The organism is Microcoleus sp. K4-B3, assembly GCF_036704615.1.
GTDB lineage: Bacteria > Cyanobacteriota > Cyanobacteriia > Cyanobacteriales > Microcoleaceae > Microcoleus.
Window position 1 is genome coordinate 85,144 of record NZ_JAUBSF010000012.1, and the last position, 22,647, is coordinate 107,790.

General features: G+C 46.1%; 19 protein-coding genes and 1 pseudogene. 9 read left to right on the forward strand and 11 right to left on the reverse strand.

The genetic code is table 11. The features are described from left to right. Positions 1 to 185: 185 nt before the first annotated feature. Positions 186 to 1,091: a hypothetical protein gene (locus QUA78_RS08575; RefSeq protein ID WP_333300811.1), complete on the forward strand. Its 906-nt coding sequence runs from the start codon at positions 186 to 188 to the stop codon at positions 1,089 to 1,091. Positions 1,092 to 1,098: 7 nt separating this feature from the next. Here the strand turns inward: QUA78_RS08575 and QUA78_RS08580 are convergent, their stop codons facing one another. Next, positions 1,099 to 1,599 (reverse strand): biphenyl 2,3-dioxygenase, encoded by a 501-nt coding sequence (locus QUA78_RS08580; RefSeq protein WP_333300810.1) that lies wholly within the window; start codon positions 1,597 to 1,599, stop codon positions 1,099 to 1,101. A gap of 89 nt (positions 1,600 to 1,688) precedes the next feature. Beyond that, positions 1,689 to 2,807, reverse strand: a complete 1,119-nt coding sequence (locus tag QUA78_RS08585; protein WP_333300852.1) for a tocopherol cyclase family protein — start codon at positions 2,805 to 2,807, stop codon at positions 1,689 to 1,691. Between the two features lie 206 nt (positions 2,808 to 3,013). Here QUA78_RS08585 and QUA78_RS08590 point away from each other — a divergent pair, with 206 nt between their 5' ends. Next, on the forward strand, positions 3,014 to 3,595 hold the full coding sequence (locus tag QUA78_RS08590; protein ID WP_333300808.1) for an Npun_F5749 family FMN-dependent PPOX-type flavoprotein: 582 nt from the start codon (positions 3,014 to 3,016) through the stop codon (positions 3,593 to 3,595). Positions 3,596 to 3,696: 101 nt separating this feature from the next. On the opposite strand, the gene cysE is transcribed toward QUA78_RS08590, so the two are convergent. Both cysE and QUA78_RS08600 read right to left on the reverse strand, forming a co-directional pair. Then, a complete protein-coding gene (cysE, locus tag QUA78_RS08595) occupies positions 3,697 to 4,503 on the reverse strand; it encodes a serine O-acetyltransferase (RefSeq protein WP_172185669.1) in 807 nt (268 codons plus the stop codon). A gap of 203 nt (positions 4,504 to 4,706) precedes the next feature. Continuing rightward, positions 4,707 to 5,189 carry a hypothetical protein gene (locus tag QUA78_RS08600; RefSeq protein ID WP_333300805.1) on the reverse strand — a complete coding sequence of 161 codons (483 nt, stop codon included), beginning with the start codon at positions 5,187 to 5,189 and terminating at the stop codon, positions 4,707 to 4,709. A gap of 553 nt (positions 5,190 to 5,742) precedes the next feature. On the opposite strand from QUA78_RS08600, the gene mrdA reads away from it, so the two are divergent. Beyond that, the gene (gene mrdA, locus QUA78_RS08605) at positions 5,743 to 7,569 is read left to right on the forward strand and encodes a penicillin-binding protein 2 (RefSeq protein WP_333300801.1); all 1,827 of its coding nucleotides are present in this window, start codon (positions 5,743 to 5,745) and stop codon (positions 7,567 to 7,569) included. Positions 7,570 to 7,738: 169 nt separating this feature from the next. On the opposite strand, the gene QUA78_RS08610 is transcribed toward mrdA, so the two are convergent. From QUA78_RS08610 to QUA78_RS08620, 3 genes are all read right to left on the reverse strand, one after another. Continuing rightward, the gene (locus QUA78_RS08610; RefSeq protein ID WP_333300799.1) at positions 7,739 to 9,493 is read right to left on the reverse strand and encodes a DUF3352 domain-containing protein; all 1,755 of its coding nucleotides are present in this window, start codon (positions 9,491 to 9,493) and stop codon (positions 7,739 to 7,741) included. A 69-nt stretch (positions 9,494 to 9,562) separates the two neighbouring features. Further along, entirely contained in the window at positions 9,563 to 10,732 is a 1,170-nt protein-coding gene (locus QUA78_RS08615) for a flagellar assembly protein H (RefSeq protein ID WP_333300797.1), read from the reverse strand. A 35-nt stretch (positions 10,733 to 10,767) separates the two neighbouring features. Then, positions 10,768 to 11,373: a pentapeptide repeat-containing protein gene (locus tag QUA78_RS08620; protein ID WP_333300796.1), complete on the reverse strand. Its 606-nt coding sequence runs from the start codon at positions 11,371 to 11,373 to the stop codon at positions 10,768 to 10,770. Positions 11,374 to 11,508: 135 nt separating this feature from the next. Between QUA78_RS08620 and purL the strand changes: the two genes are divergently transcribed. Together purL and QUA78_RS08630 are read left to right on the forward strand one after the other, a co-directional pair. Continuing rightward, positions 11,509 to 14,070 carry a phosphoribosylformylglycinamidine synthase subunit PurL gene (gene purL, locus QUA78_RS08625; RefSeq protein ID WP_333300794.1) on the forward strand — a complete coding sequence of 854 codons (2,562 nt, stop codon included), beginning with the start codon at positions 11,509 to 11,511 and terminating at the stop codon, positions 14,068 to 14,070. Between the two features lie 215 nt (positions 14,071 to 14,285). Continuing rightward, positions 14,286 to 16,004, forward strand: coding sequence for an SUMF1/EgtB/PvdO family nonheme iron enzyme (locus tag QUA78_RS08630; protein ID WP_445302339.1), 1,719 nt, complete (start codon positions 14,286 to 14,288; stop codon positions 16,002 to 16,004). 129 nt (positions 16,005 to 16,133) lie between these two features. Here the strand turns inward: QUA78_RS08630 and QUA78_RS08635 are convergent, their stop codons facing one another. Continuing rightward, positions 16,134 to 16,643, reverse strand: a complete 510-nt coding sequence (locus QUA78_RS08635) for a hypothetical protein (RefSeq protein ID WP_333300791.1) — start codon at positions 16,641 to 16,643, stop codon at positions 16,134 to 16,136. Next, positions 16,619 to 16,888 carry a hypothetical protein gene (locus QUA78_RS08640; RefSeq protein WP_333398720.1) on the reverse strand — a complete coding sequence of 90 codons (270 nt, stop codon included), beginning with the start codon at positions 16,886 to 16,888 and terminating at the stop codon, positions 16,619 to 16,621. Before QUA78_RS08640 ends, QUA78_RS08635 begins: the two co-directional genes overlap by 25 nt. A 194-nt stretch (positions 16,889 to 17,082) precedes the next feature. On the opposite strand from QUA78_RS08640, the gene QUA78_RS08645 reads away from it, so the two are divergent. From QUA78_RS08645 to QUA78_RS08660, 4 genes are all read left to right on the forward strand, one after another. Then, the gene (locus tag QUA78_RS08645; RefSeq protein WP_333300787.1) at positions 17,083 to 17,529 is read left to right on the forward strand and encodes a hypothetical protein; all 447 of its coding nucleotides are present in this window, start codon (positions 17,083 to 17,085) and stop codon (positions 17,527 to 17,529) included. Positions 17,530 to 17,829: 300 nt separating this feature from the next. Continuing rightward, complete coding sequence (locus QUA78_RS08650; protein WP_333300786.1) at positions 17,830 to 17,994, forward strand: hypothetical protein; 165 nt, start codon at positions 17,830 to 17,832, stop codon at positions 17,992 to 17,994. Positions 17,995 to 18,133: 139 nt separating this feature from the next. Further along, a complete protein-coding gene (gene purF / locus QUA78_RS08655) occupies positions 18,134 to 19,600 on the forward strand; it encodes an amidophosphoribosyltransferase (RefSeq protein WP_333300784.1) in 1,467 nt (488 codons plus the stop codon). 599 nt (positions 19,601 to 20,199) lie between these two features. Then, positions 20,200 to 21,276 carry a DUF3474 domain-containing protein gene (locus QUA78_RS08660; RefSeq protein ID WP_333398722.1) on the forward strand — a complete coding sequence of 359 codons (1,077 nt, stop codon included), beginning with the start codon at positions 20,200 to 20,202 and terminating at the stop codon, positions 21,274 to 21,276. A gap of 363 nt (positions 21,277 to 21,639) precedes the next feature. Here the strand turns inward: QUA78_RS08660 and lepB are convergent, their stop codons facing one another. Continuing rightward, positions 21,640 to 22,215, reverse strand: a complete 576-nt coding sequence (gene lepB, locus QUA78_RS08665) for a signal peptidase I (protein WP_445302444.1) — start codon at positions 22,213 to 22,215, stop codon at positions 21,640 to 21,642. A gap of 207 nt (positions 22,216 to 22,422) precedes the next feature. Next, a pseudogene (locus tag QUA78_RS08670) lies at positions 22,423 to 22,647 on the reverse strand (IS630 family transposase); the annotation flags it as partial.

Below are 22,647 nucleotides of genomic sequence, written 5' to 3' on the forward strand. Positions count from 1 at the left end.
ATGGTAAAAATTCTGCCTAATTTCTGAACTATTCTGATTGTTTTTGTAATGAGAATTTAAAAAACTTAGCCTCATTTGAGTGTCTTGTTTTTAATATATAAAAAGTTGCAACACTCTCAAAACAAGTGAGGCCACTTTTCATATGTCTACTTAATTTTAGTACATTTTTAATTTTCAAATTTCCCATGAACATTTTAATTCTGGGTAATGATTCAGATGCTCATGCTGCTCATATAAAAGATGCTCTTACCCAAGCCCGTGCAGAAGTAGATTATTTAGATACCTATCTGTTTCCAAGACAGTTACGTCTGTCTTGGCAACCTGATACCCTGGTAGGGTGCTTGACGCTACCCGGAGGTCGCCTTTTGAATTTTCAAGATATTCACAGTGTATTTTGGCGCATTTTCTCCGGTGTTTACGTTCCACAGTTAAAAGATGCACATCAAAACCAAGTTGCATTGAACGATTCCATGAGTACAGTGCGATCGCTCATGCAAGCTTGTCCGGCTCGCTGGATTAATTCTTGGCAGGCATACCAATTTCATAAAGAAAAACCCCTACAACTGAGCAAGGCAAAGCAAATAGGAGTGACAATTCCTGCAACTTTAATCAGTAACAATCCAGAGCAAGTTAGGGAATTTGTCGAAAATCATGAAAAAGCAATTTTTAAGCCTGTTTATGGTGGCGCTCATACCAAGTTAGTGACAGAGACGCATTTAGAACCTAATCGCCTGGACTTGGCTTTGAGTATTTCTCCTGTCACAATACAAGAGTATATTCCTGGGACAAACATTCGCAGTTATGTGATTGGTGAATCAGTTTATTCTGCCGAAATTAGCAGTCAAGCTTTGGATTTTCGGGAAGATTTAGAGGCAGAGCTAATTCCGATAGATTTGCCAGAATCAGTTAAAAAACAATGTTTGGCAATATTAAAGGCATTTATGCTAGAGTGGACTGCTATTGATTGGCGTGTCAAGCCAACGGGTGAGTATGTATTTTTAGAGGCAAATCCTAGTCCGATGTTTATACACTTTGAGCGTCAGACTGGTTTTCCGATTACACAAAAATTAGTCAATCTCTTAATGTATTAACTGGGATTTAAGAGGCGATCGTAATTTTCCCAATCATCCCCGCCTCTGTATGTCCGGCTACCGTACACCGCAGGTTGTAACTTCCCGATTTAATCGGCACAAACACCCATTCTGCCATAGCGCCCGGTTTAAGTTCCAGTTCGTGAATACTTCCTTTAATTTCCACATTACCAGCTTCAACTTTTTGAGTCCAACTCGCATCAGCAAAGTTTTTAGCAGTAAAATAATGTTTCTGCGAACTGGGATTTTTCAGCACTAATTTATAGCGCTTGCCCGATTCAAACTCTAGCAGATTGGGGAAAAACTTAAGTTCCCCCACTTCGTTACCTAAACTAACAGTAATTTCGGTGACAGGTTGGCGAGACAAATCACCTGCAGCACTAGCAATTGCCGCTGGCATCAAGATTGTGCTCAAACATAAAATTAGTCCCAAAATCACCTTGAGAGTTTTTTGTAACCCCTGGCTGCGGTAGAATTTGCCTAATTGCCAACCGAGTAAATTGATCATGGCTGTTCTGACTCCTGTTAACTATTAACTGACTAATGACTAATGACTAATGACTAATGACTACTGGCTACTGGCTACTGACTGCTGACTTAATTCGATCGCCAAACTTCATCCCAAGGCCCGCCCCCAACTTCCAAACCCGATAAAGAACTTTGAGCCTCTAAGATAATTTTAGAACGCTGCTTACCATTTTTTTCAACATTTCCCCCCAACAATTCTCGCAGTTGCAAGCGCAATTCGCCGTGCGTCGTATCCCGGCAGCAAAAAGCCATGCCTTTTTCAGTAGGAGTTCGCACATAAGTACCAGAACTCTTTGTAGTGCCAATTAACTCAACTTCAAACTGGCTGTTTCTAGCCTGCATTTTCCAGCTTCCCCAAGGTTCAATATTCCAACTAACTTGCGAATTCCAAGGCACAAATTCGTAAAATTTGCCTCGGTAATGCAGACAAATCATTGCTACCGATTCCATCCACCACAGCACGCCCCGCTTGCCGCCGCCAGCAGTTAAAGCTAAATCCTTTTCGCCTTGAAAACAATTGCAATTAATCCAAAACCACTTTTGCGGAAAAGCACCGCCCCAGTTTTTTTCGCTGTAAGCGGGAGCATCTTTAAATTCGTAGCGTTGGCCGTTCCAATCAATCCAGCCCGTGGCTAAACCGTGAGCCATTAAAATTTGCCATCCCGGTTCAAATACGGGTAAAAAAGATAGCATTCCTGCCGTGGATTTCTGGATTTCCTCAGAGTTTCCCCAGCCGTAAATAGGTTTAATTTCGTACTGCCAAAAACAGCGGCTGCCGCTTCCCGGATCGTGCAGATAACCTTGATTCAAAGTAGCAGTAGCTTGATAACCTTCTTCGACGCGACTGTCGAATATTTGCGGTTCTAAATATTGGGGTTTAATTTGTAAATTTGTTTTGCCCCAATGTCCGAAAGCCAAGCTTTCTCGGTGCGCCCAAAACTTATTTACATCGGGGAAGGTTCGGCACAAATAGCTATCTTTCGGACCGAGAATTTGAGCTGCACCGCCACTGTAAGGTTGACCGCCTCTGGGGTCTTCGATGGAATACATGAATGCAAAAGATTGTCCGTGAATGGGTAATGTTATTCGATAGTACCAGCCTTCAAAAAAGCGGCGGGAACTGCCGTCCCAGTGGTAGCCGCTGTGGGGAGTTTCAATAGTTTTGAGTTTTGAGAGTGAATTTGACATAAAATTACCAATAGCAGAAAGAAGAGTCATTAGTCAGCAGTCATTAGTTATTAGTTATTAGCTAGCAGTCATTAGTCAGTAGTAGCGTGCTGGTGTGCACACCTGATCGAATTCGCAATTCCCTTTTTCCCAATTACCTTTTTTCCAATGACTAATGACTACTGACTACTGACTAATCCCATTACCAATATGATAGGTTATTAATTATGTCTTTAGCACTTTGGCGATCGCCCTTAGCTCGTGCCCTCCACCGCAACCGCAGTCTTGCTTTTGCCCGCTACTTGCAACTAGCAACTGTTCGTGCCACCGGCCGTCCGGCTAACCGCACTGTGGTGTTTCGAGGCTTTTTAGAAGATACTAATCAGTTGAAATTTATTACAGATATTCGCAGTCAAAAGGCAGAGGAAATTAACCTCTATCCTTGGGGGGAAATTTGCTGGTATTTCCCCAAAACTCGCGAACAATTTCGGATTGCTGGACAACTGATTTTGGTAGGGGCAGATGATCCAGAGGCAGAGTTGTGCTCATCGCGCCGCACAGCTTGGCAGGAGCTTTCAGAGGCGGCTAGATCTCAGTTTGCTTGGCCTCATCCGGGGGAAGACAAAGCCCCGGCTAGTGCTTTTGATTCTGCTTCCCCAGATGCGATCGAGCCGCTGCCTAATTTTTGCTTGCTGTTGTTGGAACCGGAAACGGTGGATTTGTTGGAGTTACGGGAGGAACCGCAGAACCGATCGCTTTATCGGCGCGACGGGGAGGGAAATTGGTCTGTGCGATCGGTTAATCCTTGAAGTCAGTTGACGACTGTTAACTGTTGACTGTTGACTGCTGTCAGTAGGAAAGTTTTAAGTTGAAAAATTCCCAATGAAAAACTCAACACTCAAAACTATTTTTAGATGCCGGTGCCGTCGAAAAATTCTTGAATTGCTTTATCTTTTAACTTGCAGCTAGGGGTTGTAACTAGCTCTGTTTTTTCGGCTAAGGCTACATTGCTGGCTTGGTTTAAAGCTTCTGATACTGAGTGGAAATTGTGGGAATGGGGAACAGAAGTTAAGGAGACAGATGCTTGAGGAAGCAAACTTTTTACTTGCTGTTCGAGGGACTCGATGCGATCGAGCAAAGAGCGAATTACCACAGCTTCCGAATCCGGCAAACTGCCGTGTTCTAGGGGATTGACGCGCACTCCCGATCGATAGACGATGCGGCCGGGAATCCCTACAACCGTACAGTCAGATGGTACGTCCCTCAGCACGACGGAACCTGCGCCGATGCGAACGTTGTTGCCAATTAGCAGATTGCCGAGTACCTTGGCGCCGGCACCGACAACTACATTTTCGCCGACGGTAGGGTGACGCTTGCCGCTTTCCTTGCCTGTTCCGCCAAGGGTGACACCTTGGTAAATTAGGGCAAAATCGCCGATAATCGCTGTTTCGCCGATCACAACCCCCATACCGTGGTCGATGAAGACGCTTTTGCCGATCGTTGCCCCTGGGTGAATTTCAATTCCGGTCAAAAAGCGAGCTATGTGGGAAATAAAGCGGGGGATGAAGGGAAGTCCCAGCACGTAAAGCCAATGTGCGAGGCGGTGCAGCACTAGGGCCTGAAGACCGGGGTAACAAAATAAAACTTCCAACCAGTTGCGAGCGGCAGGGTCGCGATCAAAAATTATACTGAAGTCAGCTCTAAGAGTCTTTAGCACTTTCGGATTTACCAATTTTGGTTAAACACGCCACTTTCGATTTTACATTTTACTGGATGGCGTAAGTGAGAGGCCGATCGCGAGATTGGAGAGTGGGAGATTGGCAGATTGGCAGATTGGGGGAGTGGGAGATTGGCAGATTGGCAGATTGGGGGAGAATTCGATCGTATTTGATTTTCCCCATCCCACAGCGCCGCGGCGTTCTATTCCTGTACTGAGATTGTATAGTTAGACTTGACTCCGGGTTCGAGAGTACCGACCCAAATCCTGTAAGAGCCTGCTTGCCAGTCTGAATCAACAATGCCAGCATCTTTATTCTGGCCTGCATCGTCTCCGCAGCGCACCGCATTACCGGGGCCTTGTACGAGTAAGGTTGTGTCCTTGCCTCCGCTGTTGACTTTGATTGCGAGTTTTGAAAAGTTTTGCTGCAAGACGATGATGTGGTCGGGAGTTGGGGTGGCAAAACCCAAACATTTGTTTTTGTGCCGATCGGCGTTGGCAATGGCAGATAGAGAGTACGATCCGCCTGTGGAACCTCTCAAAACTGCTGTTGGGGCTCCAAAACCTCGCGATAAAGTTAAAGTGCCGAAATTGGCTGTTTCTGCTAAAACTGGTAGGGCGGCGATCGCGGCGATCGCCGCCAAGAGTGCACCGTTTTTGAAATTGGCTCGCTGATTAAACAACATGGCAATATTCCTCGCTCACAACTTAAAATTACAACTCAGAATTTACCCATCGCAGCCCCTACAACCATAACTCTGGAGGAAAAATAACTTTTTTTAAATTTATTCAAAACCTCCTGGTTTCTCTTGTTTATGTCTATCAGAACAATCCGTGTGCGCTCGCGCTCCGAGTGCCACTCCAATTTCTGCCACAGGCGATCGACTCATATCCGAAATTGTACGGTGTCAAGATGATTATTTTGATACTCCTAGCCTTGGTGTTGACGATCTGTTCCCTATTGACACAGGTTTTGGTATTGTTACCTATGGGTCTATCCGGCTGGCTCCACTTCCCTAATTGGCTGAGCCTGACCTTGATTTTGCTGGCTATTTCTTGGTGCTTGGGGGATTAGTCAGCAGTCAGCATTCATGAGTTATTAGTTATTAGTCAAAAACTAATTATCAATGATTGCGCTTCCCCCAACGATCGAGGCCCGAGCGTCCCCGGTCTGATGATGTATACTTCACAATTGACAATCAGGAATCTAAAATCTAGGACTTGACATCTACCTATAGAATGATGCAACGACAATTTTATTCGATATCAGGATTTCATTCTTCTGACAAAACCCTGGGGGAAACTCCTAAAAAACAGGATCGTCCGATACACCGGGCGATCGTGTTAATGCTGGTGGCAACCGGTTTGCTGGGCCTGCACGCTAGTCGGCTGGTGGAATTGCAACTGGTACAAGGGAAGCAAAACCGGGAACGAGCCGAAAACAATCGCGTTCGCCTTGTGCCAATGCCTGCGAATCGCGGACACATTGTCGATCGCAACGGCAAGCTGCTAGCGGCGAACAATTTAGCTCGATCGGTATATTTGTGGCCGAAAGAACAAACGCCGGAAGAGTGGAAAGCGACAGCAGAAAAGTTGAGTCCGCTGGTTAAAATTCCGACCAAAGAAATTTTACAGAAATTAACACAGGTCGATCCTCTATCCTACAGACCGGTGCGCATCAAGCAAGCGATGCCGCCAGAGGTGTTTGTGCCGCTAGCAGAACAGGTGGGACAAATGCGGGGAGTGGAAGTGCGGCCCGAAGCGAACCGCTATTATCCCGAAGGCAGTTTGGCGGCTCACGTTCTCGGATATATTGGCGAAGCTACCGCAGCAGACTTGGAAGATCACCCGGAATATCCGATGGGGATGATTGTCGGTCAGATGGGCATAGAAGCGAGTTCTAACAAGAAGATTGCCGGAGTTTGGGGCGATCGGCTGATCGAGGTAAATGCCCAAAATCAAGAATTGCGGCTGATGGGAGAGACACCGCCCAAACCCGGTGAGGCGGTGCAGCTAACCATAGACTTATCCATGCAAAAAGCAGCCGAAAAAGCCCTGGGGAACCGCCGGGGGGCAGTAGTGGCCCTGGACGTGAAAACCGGCGCGGTATTAGTTATGGCCAGCCACCCGACTTTTGACCCCAATCTGTTTACGCGAAAAATCACTAAGGATGACTGGGCAACTCTTCAAGACCAGGAAAATTCATTTTTGAATCGGGCCATGCAAGGCTATCCCCCCGGCAGCACTTTTAAAATTGTGACTTCCGTCGCGGGCCTGGAGTCGGGCAAGTTTTCGCCGGACTCAATTCTCGGTACTTCGTCTTACATTACTGTGGGGGGAATTGATTTTAACGAACACAGCGGCGGTTACGGCTACATAGGCTTTCGGGATGCCTTGGCTTTCAGCAGCAATACGTTTTTTTATCAAGTGGGGATGAGTACGGGGCCGGAGCAAATTTCTAAGTGGGGACACCGCTTGGGAATTGGCAAGGATACGGATTTGAATCTTTTGGGGCTAAGCGGTGGCAATCACGGTCAAATCCCGACGCCGGAGGAGAAGGAGAAAATCTATGAAGAACCTTGGTATGCGGGTGATACAGTAACGATGTCGATCGGCCAGGGGTTGGTGTTGGTGACTCCTTTGGAGGCGGCGGTGATGGTGAGTTCGATCGCTAACGGCGGCTATCGCGTGAAGCCCCATCTTTTGACTTCTATGACCGGCACACCGGAGACTAAACGGGTAAAGATTGGGATGAAACCTTCGACAATTCAGGTGATTAAGGAAGGACTGATCGCGGTGGTGGCCGAGGGTACGGGACAGGGGATGAATGACGGTACGATTCCCATGACGGCGGGCAAAACTGGGACTTCGGAGGTCATCGGACAGGAGGATCACTCTTTGTATGTGGCGTTTGGGCCTGCTGACAAGCCGGAAATTGCGATCGCCGTGGTTGTGGAAAATGGCGGTTTTGGTTCTGTTGCCGCGGCCCCGATCGCGAAAGAGGTGTTTCAAGCTTATTTTGGGCAACCGAAAAAGGTGAAGCAGCCAGTAGTTATTAGTCCTTAGTTATTGGGAATGGGGAATTGGGAATTGGGAATTGGGAGTAGTTTCTTGTTCTTCCTTCCTTCTTCCTTCTTCTTTCTTCCTTTTTTCTTCCTGACATCCGTTACATCCGTCGAGCGAATCCGTTGCCGAACTTCCTTCTTCCTTCTGACTAATGACTACTGACTACTGACTAATTCAGCCGCATAAATATTGTAGCTTTGCGAATTCCTGTTATTTCTCCCGTACTGGTGACGGTGAGCGATCGCAAGTGGTCGAACAGTGGTCTTGCCGAAAGTTCAATTAACCTCAACAGCGGGATTTGTTTTTCCCAAATTGCCCTGCTGGAGGGCCAGTCTAAATAAAAATAGCCGTCGTTTGATGGCGGTAGCGGTTCAATGCTGGTTTGAAAATCTTGATTTACAACTAAAGAGCCTGTTTCGGCTGCTTCTAGTGCTGCGTCCATTGCTTCTACTGAAGTCGTGAAAATTTCGTATTTGCCGACGGCGGCTCGAACTCCTTTTGCCTGGGTTTCGAGCACACTTTTTCTATTATTTTGTTTACCAGAATTCTGGCTCGTTGTCAACTGCGTCCAAGCGGTAATTTTCTGGTTTCTGAGAGTGAAGCTGCCGATGCTGTATTCTTTGCTGCGGGCAATTTCATCTAGTTTGTCGATCGCCTGTTGGGAATCGGCAGATGTTTCGGCGGCAAAAATCCAGTCAGCACGATTTGACGAATTCGGAAGCACTGCTAAAGCGTATTCTCCTTGTACCCAGTTAAATATATCCTGCTGCAGGTTGACGCTCCAAACTTGCTGAATATCTGCCAGGGTGCGATCGACTAATTTTGAGAGTTCTGCATTAGTGGACACCGCCGATGACAAATCAGCCCAAAAATTCCTTAAATCGGTGCTGGCGATCGCGAAAGGACTGGCTGATGGAATGTATTGCAAGGCTTTCACCGGTTCGGAGAGTGTTGGAGAAGCTGTGTTTTCTCGCGATGTCACTAAAGCAGTTTGAGCCAGCAATCCCCGTCGGTTGACTCCGACAGCAACTGCGAGGGAATTAAGAGAAACTTGGGGATTTTGCTCGGTTGCTGACTGCGGGAGATTAACAAATGCTAAAGCTATTCTGCCTTGAGTTAACTGCTGGAAAGCTTTGTGATAATTAGGACTATTGTTGAGATTTAGGTTTGCTGCTTCAACGTTGTTAATTGCATCTCGAATCACATTTGGGCTGTTGGCAAATAAAACAAAACTTGGGTTATTTCCTGTATCTGAACTGCCACGGATAGCCGCTGTTGCGAAGCTGCGCGGCAAAGTTGAATTCGGCAGAGAAAGCGGGTTAAAAGGCGAAATCGGAGAGTTTTTTTTGTTTGCTGTCGGGGATTTTTTGTAAGTTAGTTGGACGCCTTTATATAGTTCCGACTGCACTGTTTTATCTGCACGAGATTGTTTTCGCCAGTAGGAGTCGAGAAATTTTTGGCTGCGATCGGCATTTTGGGAGGAAACGGCCAGCAAAAACCCGGTTTGTTTGCCGTTTTTGCTGTCGCCATCAAAATCTATATCTGTGACAGCTAGGGTAATTTCGTCACCTATCCAAGGTTGGATATCTCGACTGTAATCGAGGCCTGTATTGGCGAGGAGGCTTTTTTTGATTTGCTCAAATTCCGCGTGCGATCGACTTCTTTCTTCGGGAGTAGCAAAAACTTGTCGCAATGCTTCAAGGCGATCGGGATTTACCAGCATTGATGCTAACAAAGGTGCTTGTTTCGAGACAAACACAGCCGCAGCCGGAGTAGTTGTCGGCCCGCCGGCGAGCAAATTCAGGGGAGTGTGAGTTGTCAGCCAGTAAAAACCGCCGGCACTCAAGCCTAAGAGTGCCAAGACGCCAGCAATGAGGAAAGAAAAGAACGATCGCAACTTCATCGGCAAATGACAAATTACCACAGTCTCTGATTATACACCCAGAACCCCGACTTGTTTCAAAAGCAGAGGTGAGCGCCACATTGTTAGTTTTTAAGTCGATCGATCTGGCAATCTAGCTATCAGATTTTCCAGGGATAATTGAGGCAATTCTGACAACAGTAATGATAAGTTTTCTGGGGATAAACCGAGCAAATTGGGGATGAGAGTAACCGGGCGTTCTTCCAATTGTCCTGATTCGCTGAAGCGGTTGTTCAAAACACTTTCCGCTAGCAAAGTTTGGACTTGTTGGCGATCGGTTTGGGCGATCGGCAGCATAGACAATTGCACTAACAACATCGTAAACTCGGCAGTAGGTAGAGCCGATACCGGGCGCAAAAAGGTGACAGTTATCGGGTCTAACTCCCCAAATCTGACCTGCAATAAACTCTCTAAAATCAACCGCTGTCCTTGTTCTCTTCCTTGTTCTCTTCCTTGCTCAAGACCTTGTTCTCTTCCTTGCTCAAGACCTTGTACAAGACCTTGTACAAGACCTTGTTCTCGTGCTTCTTGTAACTTTTGTTGAAAAAGGGGTACGATCGCCATAACTAACTCCTGATCTTCATCATCCATTGTGGGATTAGTTGGTGTATTCGCTTGCAAATTTTCCTGCAAGATGTAAAGTAATTGTAGCGCATTAGCTCGAATTGAAGCATCAATGGGAAATGCAGTTAATTCCGCGATCGCCCCTTGCTGCACCCGGCCCCTACCCAGGATCCGCAACCACATAGTCTCTGGAGTCCTCGCTAGCTGGTGAATAGCGATTAAGCCAACTCTCCAAACCTCCGATAAAAAATAAACTCCCCTCCCCCAGCCCTCAGATTCTTCAGGAGTCCGAAAACCAAAACTGCTTAATAAAGCCTCCGAAGCAGTAGGAGTGAGAATCCACAACATCGGTAATTGTCTTTCCTCAAAACGTTGATCTTGTCGATTAGCCCGCCGCCCCTGTTCTGCCCTACTATTTAATAACTTAACGACACAGCTAAAAATTCCCTCAGCAGTCACAGGATTGCGAAACGGTTCAATTATCGCCGCCGTTGCAGCCATTTTACCTAACAAACCCAAACTTTGGACATATTCGCCCTCAAAAGAAGTTGGTTGAAACCAAACATCAATTTCTCTAACTTCAGCAGTGACATTTTTGCTCGTTTCTACTTCTCCGAGGGGGGATAATAACTCTTGCAGGTATTCTTTTGCAAACTGATCGTGGGGAAACTTAGTCATCTGATTTTAGATTTTAGATTTTAGAAGCAGGTTGTCTACCACGGCACTCCTCGCGCATCGGAAAAATCTGCATCTAGAACCGCCCCCGCATCGAATACAGCATCAGTTAAATCAGCTTTTCTAAACGACGTTACCGACAATTTTTCTATTTCTTCAACAGCGATAAAAAAGCCGATCGCAGTTAACCCAAGAATTACCCCAGAAACCAAAAATAAGACAATTCCCCTGATAGTATCTCCGCCAAAAAATGTCACAATACCGCTAGCCCCGATCGCAGCAGCAGCCCCAGCCACAGCCCCCGCCACAATTCCCGCCTCGCCCCGAGTCGCAGCAATCGCCGTCGCAGCCGTTCCGGCCACCGCCACAGCCCCCGCATCCGCCCCGCCAATCAGTCCAGTCAAAGCCCCAGCCGTCGTCACTGTCACCGCCGTTACCCCAGCCCTAGCAATCAAATTTCTCACCCGCCTGCGGCTTTGTCCGGTTCTGACACCCTGAAAATTTGCCCCCCTCAAAATCGCCCCGGTGAAATTGCAGCCTCGAATGTCGCAACCGCTGAAATTCGCCCCTGACAAGTCAAGCCCTTTAAAAGAACGGTTCCGCAAGTTTTGGTTAGCAAAATTGAGATTTCGAGGTAAAGTCATTCGATTTTAGATTTTAGATTTTAGATTTTAGATTCACAACCCAAAGACCTAGGATTGTAGATTTTAGATTATAGATTTTAGATTAAGCAAGCACAGGGCATTTAGAATAAAGCCTGTGGTTTATAACGAGTTTCCATGTCTCCCATCTCCGAATCCCCATTTTCCCCCGAACAAATTGCCGGTGAAAGACTCACACCTGAAGAATATGAAGAAATCGTTCAGCGTCTCGGCCGCCATCCTAATAAAGCTGAATTGGGAATGTTCGGCGTCATGTGGAGCGAACACTGCTGTTACAAAAATTCGCGGCCGCTATTAAAACAGTTTCCCACAGAGGGCGATCGAATTCTCGTCGGGCCCGGAGAAAATGCCGGCGTCGTAGACTTGGGAGAAGGCTTGCAACTCGCCTTCAAAATTGAATCGCACAACCACCCGTCAGCAGTCGAACCCTTCCAAGGTGCGGCAACCGGTGTCGGCGGGATTCTGCGCGATATCTTCACAATGGGGGCTCGCCCGATCGCACTTTTAAATTCCCTGCGTTTTGGCAACTTAGACGATGCTAAAACTCAGAGATTGTTCAAAGGCGTAGTATCGGGAATTTCCCATTATGGAAATTGCATCGGAGTACCCACAGTTGGCGGCGAAGTTTACTTCGATCCTGCTTATTCCGGCAACCCCTTAGTTAACGTCATGGCCTTGGGTTTAATGGAAACTCAAGAAATCGTAAAATCCGGCGCTTCTGGCATCGGAAATCCCGTGCTTTATGTCGGTTCAACCACTGGCAGAGATGGCATGGGAGGAGCAAGTTTTGCCAGTGCCGAATTGACCGACAAATCAATGGACGATCGCCCCGCAGTCCAAGTAGGAGATCCATTTTTAGAAAAATCCTTAATAGAAGCTTGTTTAGAAGCATTCAAAACCGGTGCAGTCGTCGCCGCCCAAGACATGGGCGCGGCAGGAATCACCTGTTCGACATCAGAAATGGCAGCCAAAGGCGGCGTCGGTATTGAGTTTGATTTAGACAAAGTTCCCGTTCGAGAAAGCGGTATGGTTCCCTACGAATACCTGCTTTCGGAATCCCAAGAACGGATGTTGTTTGTTGCCCAAAAAGGACGCGAACAGGAATTAATCGATATTTTCCACCGCTGGGGATTGCACGCCGTAGTCGCGGGTACAGTGATTGAAGAGCCGATCGTCCGAATTCTCTTTAAAGGCGAAATCGCTGCCGAAATTACCGCCACTGCTTTGGCAGATAACACGCCAATTTATCACCGAGAATTGTTGACAGAACCGCCAGAATATGCTAAAAAAGCATGGGATTGGACGGCGGATTCCCTGCCACAACCTACAGTTACAGGTATCGAAATTAACGGTAAATTCCAAACTTGGAATCAGATTTTGCTGACGCTTTTAGATACTCCCACCATCGCTTCAAAACGCTGGGTTTATCGCCAATACGACCATCAAGTGCAAAACAATACTGTGGTTTTACCGGGAGGCGCTGATGCTGCGGTTGTCAGATTGCGTCCGCTAGAACCTTGCCAATCTTCCCTTGCTAAAGGGCTAGAAGTACACCCCCTTGCTAAGGGGGATCTACTGAGAGAAAATGCTGTTTCTCTAGCTTCCGAAAGCAAACAGGAAGAAGAAGTAATTCCTCTATTTACAAAGGCACAAGGTAGGGAAACTCCAAAAGTTTCTCCCCCCCTTAGCAAGAAGGAAGCGCCCCTGGGGATGATTCCTGGAGTTGCTGCAACGGTTGATTGCAATTCTCGTTATGTTTATCTCGATCCTTATGAGGGTGCAAAAGCAGTCGTAGCGGAAGCAGCGAGAAATTTAAGCTGTGTGGGTGCTGAACCTCTCGCAGTTACTGATAATTTGAATTTTGGCAGTCCTGAAAAGCCGATCGGATATTGGCAGTTAGCGTCAGCTTGTCGCGGAATTGCTGATGCTTGTCGGGAGTTGGGAACGCCTGTGACTGGCGGCAATGTTTCTCTTTACAATGAAACGGTTGATGCTGAGGGAAATCCTCAACCAATTTATCCGACTCCGGTAATCGGAATGGTGGGGTTAATTCCCGATTTGAAGAAGATTTGCGGCCAAGCTTGGCTAAAGAAAGGTGATTTAATTTATGTGCTGGGAATGGGGGAATCATCCCAAAACTCAGAACTTCCATCTGAAAGCTCAAAAATCGAAACTTCTCCTACTTTGGGAGGTTCGGAATATTTAGCGGCAATTCACGGGATTGTAGCTGGGAAACCCCCAAGGATAAATTTTGAGTTAGAAAGAAAAGTGCAATCGGTTTGTCGCGATGGAATTCGGCAAGGTTGGGTAGGTTCTGCCCATGATTGTGCGGAAGGTGGAATGGCGATCGCCCTCGCGGAATCCTGTATCTCTGCTAAAATGGGTGCGGAAATTCATCTCAGTTTTAATTCGGCAAATGTCGGCCGCTGGGATGAAATTTTGTTTGGTGAAATGGGCAACTGTATTGTAGTTTCAGTCGCCCCTAAAAATCAAGGAATTTGGGAGTCTTACCTGCAAGAACATTTGACTAAAATGTGGCATAAAATCGGTTTAGTTGGCGGGGCTGAATCACCTTTGCGGGTTTTGAGTGCTGATAATCAAGTGTTACTTGAGGTGGCGATGGGTGAGATGGGCGATCGGTTCTATAATGCGATCGAGCGTCGGATTGCATCTGTCTAACAACGTGAAGTTTCGATCCCCCTATATCCCCCTTAAAAAGGGAGACTTTGAGTGTTCTTCCCCCTTGTTAAGGGGGGCGAGGGGGGATCTCCGGGTTTAAAAACACACCCAAGAACCCCGACTTCTTACAAAATTCACGATTTTGGCAAAAACTTATTACAGAAGTCGGGGTTCTTGCACACTATATAATATAAACAATATCATTCGTAAAATAAATGATTTGCTGTATCAATCCCAACTGCAAAAAGCCTGAAAACCCCGGCGGGCGTACACATTGCATCGATTGTCACCTTGAACTCGTCCCCATCCTGCGAAACCGTTACCGGATGATAGGATTCCTCGGTGCAGGCGGTTTCGGTAGAACCTATTTAGCTAAAGATATCGATCGACTAAATCAACGCTGTGTCGTTAAACAATTAGCACCAAATTTCCAGGGGACTTGGGAGAGTAGCAAAGCGAGAGAATTATTTCAGCAAGAAGCCAGACAACTGCAACAGCTAGGACAACATCCCCAAATTCCATCCCTTGATGCCTACTTTGAAGAAGGCAACTATTTGTATCTCGTACAGCAGTTTATCGATGGCGATAATTTGTTGACGCTTTTCCCAAATCAGGGAATTTGGCAAGAAAGCCAAGTTAAGCAACTATTACTAGAACTTCTACCTGTTCTCAAGTTTATTCACGAACAAAAAATCATTCACCGAGATATCAAGCCAGAGAATATTATGTGCCGTCGCAGCGACGGTGTGTTAGTGCTGATTGATTTCGGAGTTTCCAAACAGTTGTCGGGAACAGTGATATCGCGACAGGGAACGCAAATTGGTTCGCATGGTTATGCACCGCTTGAACAAATGCAAGGGGGTGAAGCTTATGCAGCCAGCGATTTGTTTAGCTTGGGGGCGACGGCTTTTCATCTACTGACGGGGGTACATCCTTATGGTTTGTGGACGGAACACGGTTATAGCTGGACTGGAAATTGGCAGCAACATTTGAAAACTCCCATAGACAAGGAATTGGAATTGATTTTATCTAAGTTGTTGGCACAAGATATCCAGCAGCGCTATCAATCAGCAGAGGAAGTTTTAAGAGATTTTCAACGTCAGTCAACACCAAATTTTATACAGACTTTAAAAAGGTTTGACTTTGACCCGGTGACAGTTGAGGTGCGGGGTAATATAAGTAGCCGTCAACGCTGTCAAGCACAATTTTATAGTGAAAATTTAGGTAGCGGTGCAATCTTAGATATGGTAGCAATTCCTGGTGGCAGTTTCGTGATGGGTTCCCCCAATACAGAAGCAGGGCGAAGTAACAATGAAGGGCCGCAGCGTACTGTTAATATCTCTCCTTTTTTTATGGGTAAATATCCCATTACTCAAGAACAGTGGGAAGTAGTGATGGGGAATAACCCTTCTGATATCAAAGGTTTGAAACGTCCTGTAGAACAAGTAAGCTGGAATAATGCTCTGGAATTCTGCCAGAAAATTTCTCAAAAAATCGGCAAGATTTATCGCTTACCTTCGGAAGCCGAATGGGAATATGCTTGTCGCGCGGGAACTACAACACCTTTCTGTTTTGGCGAGACAATTACCCCGGATTTAGTTAATTATGATGACAATTATCCCTACGGTGCTGCGCCGAAGGGACTTTACCGCAAACAAACAACGGATGTGGGGAGTTTTCCGCCGAATCCGTTTGGTTTGTATGATATGCACGGGAATGTTTGGGAATGGTGCAGCGATCGCTGGCATGATAACTACAATGGCGCATCGACTGACGGAAGTTCTTGGGAAACTGGCACAAATAATAACCGGGTGCTGCGTGGTGGTTCCTGGGGCAACAATGCGGTCAATTGCCGTGGTGCCGTTCGTAACTACGACTCGGCGGTCTTCAGGTGGTGGCTCAGGGGTTTTCGCGTGGCTTTGGTTTCCGCGTAGTCTCCGGTTTCCGTTGCTGTGCTGTACTCTCCTGCGAGGACTTTTATTTTAAGACTCGGCGGTTGAAACCGCGTCTTGTCAAACGAAACCCGACGAGAGTGGGTTGAATTTCTAATTTTATGAATACATTTATAATTCTCTCAGAATAGTCCGAACTGGCAGAAATAGAGAACGCTGAGTCTTTCTAAAAGGCACAAAACCCTGTTTTAACCAAAATGCTTTTGCCTCCTCGTTTCTAGTATCAACCCTAATCGCCTGAAATCCAATAATTTCTTGTTCAAATAGCAAGCAAATTCGACGATAGGCATCTGCCAAAAGTAGGCGGCTTATTCCTTGCCCTTGCCACACCCGATCGATTGCAAACTGTCCTATCAAGATAGCCGGAATCGGGAAAGGAAGCGGTTGCTTGTATTCATCTGGCAATTCTTTAACAGGAATTGTCGAGGCACTAAGAGTATAGAATCCACAAACCTTTGCCTCTCCCGGTTCCAGAATCATCAAAAAAGTTCTAGAAAAACCAGCTTCATCAGCCGTTTCAACTAGATTTTTTAGATAATTATTAATTTCCTCTTCTCCACAGTCAAACTCCTCTCTTTGTAGAGTAGGAAAAGTTTTCAGGCTGCAAAATCTCCATCCCACGGTTCACTCCTGTCATACTTATCCTTAAATTCAGCAACAGTCAACTTAAGTTCCTCTGATGCTTGTGGTGGATTATCCCATAAGTTTTTTGAACTTGCCCTTTGTTTCTGGATTGTAGCCTTTGAAAGTTGAGATTCTCCCCGGACACCCAAACCTTCTGCCAACAACTGGTACTCGCGCTGTAGAATTAAAAAGATTAGCACGAACTGCAAAATAATTACGACTGTTAACAGCAAAGTTTCCATATTTTCTGCCACTAATTTTAGTTGAAAACACTTTATATGACCGCACAGATTCCCCTGATGATATCGTATGTCAATTTCAGAGAAAAGTCAATCGCTCGCGGTAAAAGTTACCGCCGCCGATACGACCAGTTTGGCAATCATATTCAGTTTATCCCAGGTTCAAACACGCACAGTACCGAAGAAAATATAATTCTATGACGGCTACAACCGATCGCCCTTTAAAACATTTTTGCATAGAAGACTTGAAAAGTGCCGACCTGGCAGGCATTTCTCTAATCCCCCAACCTTTAACCTTGCGCTTAGACTTTACATTCGGAACCGGGATTTATGACACTTCCATCGAATTCTATCAACTCGTTCATCAGGTAATCTCTCAACCAGTCAACTCCGACTCAGAAGAGTCTTGCTTCTGGGTGGGTAACGCAGAACTAAGACAATTGACAGAAGATAAGAGTCAAATTTTATCTACTTTGTCCTATCCTTTTCAAAATCAAGCAGGTTTGGTTGAGACAGGTTCTTCGTCCCTTTTCTACTTTCGACTGGAAGGAGATATTTGTATCGAAGTAGTTTGCGGTAGTTACAAAATTTTTCAAGAATTGGAATCGCCGGTTGAAATCGCGTCTACACCAACGAAAACCTGATGGGGCGCGGGTTGAATCAGTAGGGTGCGTCGCCATCTACAATCTCCAAGTAAGAGCCCAAATCTTATAGCGACGACGCAGCTACAAAATACGACATTACTTAATACTCGATCGCGCCCAAAATTGACTTTACATGGCCGCACAGATTCCGATGATGATATAGTAGGTCAATTATATGAAAAAGTCAAGCTCGATCGCCCTTAAATTCTAATATTTGAAAAAGCCAGTGAAGCAATTTTGTAATTCATTTCCCATTGCACGATCGCCTATCTCTTAGTCCCCCTCTGCTGAGACGAAAGTGTGTATAGAAGCGATTTCAATCGCCCGATCGCGCCAAATCCATCGCCCGATCGCCCGATCGCGCCAAATCCATCGCCCCATCGCCCACCATTAATCAAGGTTAATATAGGATCGGGGGGCGATCGATACTACAATGCCATTAAACGCCGCATCGCTTCTGTCTGAAATGTTACACGAGTTGGAAATAATGACAGATCCGTGGCAAGATTAAGGGAATGTTAAGTTATGCGACGCTTTCGCAAACAAGATTTCCCGCTGAAACTGTCCCCCTAACCCACCTTCCCCATTAGGAACCCACCCATCTATGATTCCCAACCATTCCTTCGCGGCTGACGAGCATTCTAGTAAACCCGACAAGCCAGAGGAAGCTTGCGGCGTTTTTGGTATCTACGCACCGGGTGAAGATGTAGCCAAGTTGACCTACTTCGGTTTGTATGCCTTGCAGCACCGGGGTCAGGAATCCGCAGGGATTGCCACCTTTGACGGTGAAAAAGTCCACCTGCACAAAGATATGGGACTGGTTTCCCAAGTCTTCAACGAATCCTGTTTAGGTCACTTGCCCGGTAACTTAGCCGTAGGCCACACTCGCTACTCTACTACCGGCTCGTCGCGCGTGGTCAACGCTCAGCCTGTGGTGGTCGAAACTCGTTTGGGAAGTCTGGCATTGGCACATAACGGGAATCTTGTCAATACGAAACAATTGCGGGAAGAATTGCTGTCTCGGAAGTGCGAATTTGTCAGCACGACGGATTCAGAGGCGATCGCGGTGGCGATCGCGTCGGAGGTAGACAAGGGCAAAGACTGGCTGGAAGCAGCGATCAGTGCCTTTGGTATGTGTCAAGGAGCCTTTAGTTTGACGATCGCCACCCCCAAAGGCGTGATGGGAGTCCGCGACCCCCACGGCGTCCGCCCGCTGGTAATTGGCATCCTCCCCACAACTCCGGTACGGTACGTTTTAGCATCGGAAACTTGCGGCTTGGATATTATCGGTGCTGAATTTTTGCGGGATGTAGAACCGGGAGAATTAGTTTGGATTACAGAAGAAGGTATGGCTTCCTTCCACTGGAGTCAGCAGCAGAAGCGCAAACTTTGCATCTTTGAAATGATCTATTTTGCTCGCCCCGATAGCCAAATGGAAGGTGAAAGTTTATACAGCTACCGGCTGCGGATCGGGCGTTTGTTGGCAGCAGAATCTCCGGCTGATGCTGATATAGTCATCGGCGTTCCCGATTCTGGAATCCCGGCGGCGATCGGCTTTTCTCAAGCTTCCGGCATTCCTTACGCCGAAGGATTGATTAAAAACCGCTACGTCGGGCGCACTTTTATTCAACCGACTCAGACAATGCGGGAGTCAGGAATCCGCATGAAACTCAACCCTCTCAAAGATGTGTTGGAAGGAAAGCGGGTAATTATTATCGACGATTCGATCGTGCGCGGCACTACCAGCCGCAAAATCGTCAAAGCCTTGCGGGATGCTGGCGCGACCGCAGTTCACATGAGAATTTCCTCGCCGCCGGTGACTCATCCGTGTTTCTACGGGATCGACACCGACAATCAAGATCAGTTGATAGCTGCTACTAAGTCAGTCGCAGAAATCGGCGCCCAAATTGGGGTAGATTCTTTGGCTTTCTTGAGTTGGGATGGAATGCTGAAGGCGACTAACGAAGACCCGATGAGTTTTTGTTCGGCGTGTTTCACTGGTGATTATCCGATCGACGTTCCAGAAGTGGTAAAACGGTCTAAGCTCATATTAGAAAAAGCTGGAACATAGAAAATCAAAAAGCGAGAAAGCGATCGCCCGTCATTTCCCGCGATTTATGGATTTTCAAAATTTTCTGGTAAGTCGTTGCCAGAATGTGTGTAGAAATGTTACATTAACTTAGCTGTAGCAATTTTTGCAGAATTTGTGAACTGTAGTGAACAGTCGGTTGGGTAGAACTTGTGTGAAACCCAACACTCCGATTTGAGATTTTGGATTTGAGATTTGATATTTGTCCTTCAATCTAAAATCACCAATCTAAAATTGATGGGTTTTTCCCTACACTCTCGTTCACAATTCCTGCTCGAAGCGCTGTATGCTAGCTGCAGACTGGAGGTACTTCCTCCAGATATCCACTCTCAGATTGAAGTCGCATTTCGCACCAACAACGGGCACATGAGATTTTTTCAGATAACAGGGTCGATCGCACTAATTTTTCCCACACAAGTATTCCACAAGCCAACTTGCTTGAGAATTGCGGACGGGCTGTTCATGCGAACTAAAGAACTTTAGAAACCCTTGCAGAGTAAAAAATATGGCTCCTTGCGAGCCGAAAGTGACTGTTAAAAGGCGGAATGCGGTTTCTCAAGTCAGCTTAAATCGGAAACTTCGTGCAATCAAATACTGTTCTCAATCAGCCGAGCACTCAAGGCTCATCCTCTCGTACAACAGAGTTACCTTTTACTCTTCAAGATATCAAGGCAGCCATTCCAGCCCACTGTTTTGAGCCCTCGGCATGGAAATCTCTGGCTTACTTCTTTTTAGATCTTGGAATTATCGCAGGTTTGTATGCGATCGCCTACACCGTCGATTCCTGGCTCTTTTACCCAATCTTTTGGTTGATGCAGGGAACCATGTTTTGGGCATTGTTTGTAGTGGGCCACGACTGCGGACACGGTTCATTTTCTAAGAGCAAATGGCTCAACAACCTGATCGGACACCTCTCCCACGCTCCAATTCTCGTGCCCTTCCACGGTTGGCGGATTAGTCACAGAACCCACCACGCAAATACAGGCAGCTTAGATAACGATGAAAGCTGGTATCCGGTGTCGGAGAGCAAATACAATGAAATGCCTTGGTACGAAAAGCTGGGACGCTTTTATTTGATGTTATTTGCCTACCCAATTTATCTATTTCGGCGATCGCCCGATCGGGCAGGTTCTCACTTCATGCCCGGTAGCCCGCTTTTCCGTCCCTCCGAAAAATGGGATGTGTTGACGAGTTCCGCATCCTTGGTACTGATGGTAGGCTTTTTAGGCGCGCTAACCTATCAGTTTGGTTGGCTGTTTTTACTCAAGTTCTACTTGGTTCCCTACGTCGTGTTCGTGATATGGCTGGATTTGGTAACATTCCTGCACCACACAGAAGCCGACATTCCTTGGTATCGCGGTAAAGATTGGTCTTTCTTGAAAGGTGCATTGTCTACGATCGATCGCGACTACGGAATCATCAATTCCATCCATCACGATATCGGCACCCACGTAGCCCACCACATTTTCTCGACCATGCCGCACTATCACTTGAAGGAAGCAACGGAAGCCATCAAGCCAGTGTTGGGCGATTATTATCGCAAGTCAACCGATCCAATTTGGAAGAGCTTTATTCGCTCTTACTGGGATTGTCATTTTGTCTCCGATACAGGTTCTGGAGTTTGCTACGAATCACCTAACAGTCGGCGATCGAATTGAGTTATCTCACATCAGGGATCATTCTCAGAAACAGGCTCTATGCCCGTCTCACAAAAAGTTAGTTTTCTTGTGGGATGGGCATAGAGGCCTATTTGACCTCGAACTCGTAGGCGAAGCCAGCGCTTGGCGCTTACGTACTTCGTCGATCGTTCGAGATTCGAGGTCAAACCTCTAAAGGCCTAGTTGAGAAGAGTCCCCGATCTCACTCAGGTTATACCAATTTAATGTGAAGAGGACTAAAACCAAGTTAAACAATCGGCATCAGTTTGACGACAAAAAAAGCCGTAAAATGAAATTGAGCGACCCCAAGTTATTCGCCACCGGACTGTTGCCTACTAAGATAATGTTGCCTAGTAAGATAATTCATTCAACTCTCCCTATGCGCTTAGGAGGCCAATATCTCTTTGTCGCTTTACCAATAATATTCTCGCGGGGGACAGGCCCCCAGAAATGACTATCGCAGCTCTTGTTGCGGTTATCACCCAACACTAAATAAGACTTAGCAGGCACGGTAACAGGACCGAACTCATAAAATGGAGCCTCTGCAATATACTTTTCCTGGAACGTTTTATTGTTGATATAAACCTGTTCTCTTTTGACTTCCACCTTGTCTCCAGGTAGCCCAATTATTCGCTGGATGAAGGCATTCTGCAATTTGGGATTGCTAGGCTTTGTCTTATCTGTAGGGAAGTTCGACCAACTATCGCTTGGGTCGGGGATATAAGAGCTACTGACGCAAATACCAGCCCTCTCAGGAGCCATAAACACTATAATATCTCCCCGCTGTGGCTCTTGAAATCGGTAACTCCACTTGTCTATAATCAAACGATCGTTAATTTGCAGCGTAGGAAGCATCGAGCCAGTTGGAATATACCGAGCTTCTGCAACATACGTTCTAATTAATGGACCAAAGTTAACTAGACTTAAAACGAATAACACAATAAAAAACGCGACGAGCCAACTTGTTGATATTTTTCTCCGACCAGGTGCAGCAATATAAGCGTGATAAGTGATTAAGCAATAAGCAATTATTGAACCTAGTGGTGAAAGAGACGAAACAATAAAAATTATCAGTAATAATATACCGAGCCAAGCTTTCCCAATATATATAGCAATCCTAAATGATTTTCTAGACCTATAGCAATCCTAATTAATTTTTTCCGTGCAATTATATTTATGTATTTTGGGGAAATCAAATTTATGTTCGTTAGTAAAAAATTCAAACAAAAATTTTACAATCTTAAAAGACCTACATAAATACCAATACTTTCTTAAAAAGTTTTTAGCCTGTAACCAAATATCTTCAACGGGATTTTGTTGGGGAGCATTTGGAGCAAATAAAATACAAGTAATTGACCACTCATCAGGCTC

Excerpts from the sequence above, each read along its gene's own strand:
- purL (WP_333300794.1), top strand. The coding sequence starts at position 11,509 with ATGTCTCCCATCTCCGAATCCCCATTTTCCCCCGAACAAATTGCCGGT.
- QUA78_RS08585 (WP_333300852.1), bottom strand. The coding sequence starts at position 2,807 with ATGTCAAATTCACTCTCAAAACTCAAAACTATTGAAACTCCCCACAGC.
- mrdA (WP_333300801.1), top strand. The coding sequence starts at position 5,743 with ATGATGCAACGACAATTTTATTCGATATCAGGATTTCATTCTTCTGAC.
- purF (WP_333300784.1), top strand. The coding sequence starts at position 18,134 with ATGATTCCCAACCATTCCTTCGCGGCTGACGAGCATTCTAGTAAACCC.
- QUA78_RS08615 (WP_333300797.1), bottom strand. The coding sequence starts at position 10,732 with ATGACTAAGTTTCCCCACGATCAGTTTGCAAAAGAATACCTGCAAGAG.
- QUA78_RS08600 (WP_333300805.1), bottom strand. The coding sequence starts at position 5,189 with ATGTTGTTTAATCAGCGAGCCAATTTCAAAAACGGTGCACTCTTGGCG.
- QUA78_RS08590 (WP_333300808.1), top strand. The coding sequence starts at position 3,014 with ATGTCTTTAGCACTTTGGCGATCGCCCTTAGCTCGTGCCCTCCACCGC.
- QUA78_RS08580 (WP_333300810.1), bottom strand. The coding sequence starts at position 1,599 with ATGATCAATTTACTCGGTTGGCAATTAGGCAAATTCTACCGCAGCCAG.
- QUA78_RS08620 (WP_333300796.1), bottom strand. The coding sequence starts at position 11,373 with ATGACTTTACCTCGAAATCTCAATTTTGCTAACCAAAACTTGCGGAAC.
- QUA78_RS08645 (WP_333300787.1), top strand. The coding sequence starts at position 17,083 with ATGACGGCTACAACCGATCGCCCTTTAAAACATTTTTGCATAGAAGAC.
- QUA78_RS08575 (WP_333300811.1), top strand. The coding sequence starts at position 186 with ATGAACATTTTAATTCTGGGTAATGATTCAGATGCTCATGCTGCTCAT.
- QUA78_RS08640 (WP_333398720.1), bottom strand. The coding sequence starts at position 16,888 with ATGGAAACTTTGCTGTTAACAGTCGTAATTATTTTGCAGTTCGTGCTA.
- QUA78_RS08630 (WP_445302339.1), top strand. The coding sequence starts at position 14,286 with ATGATTTGCTGTATCAATCCCAACTGCAAAAAGCCTGAAAACCCCGGC.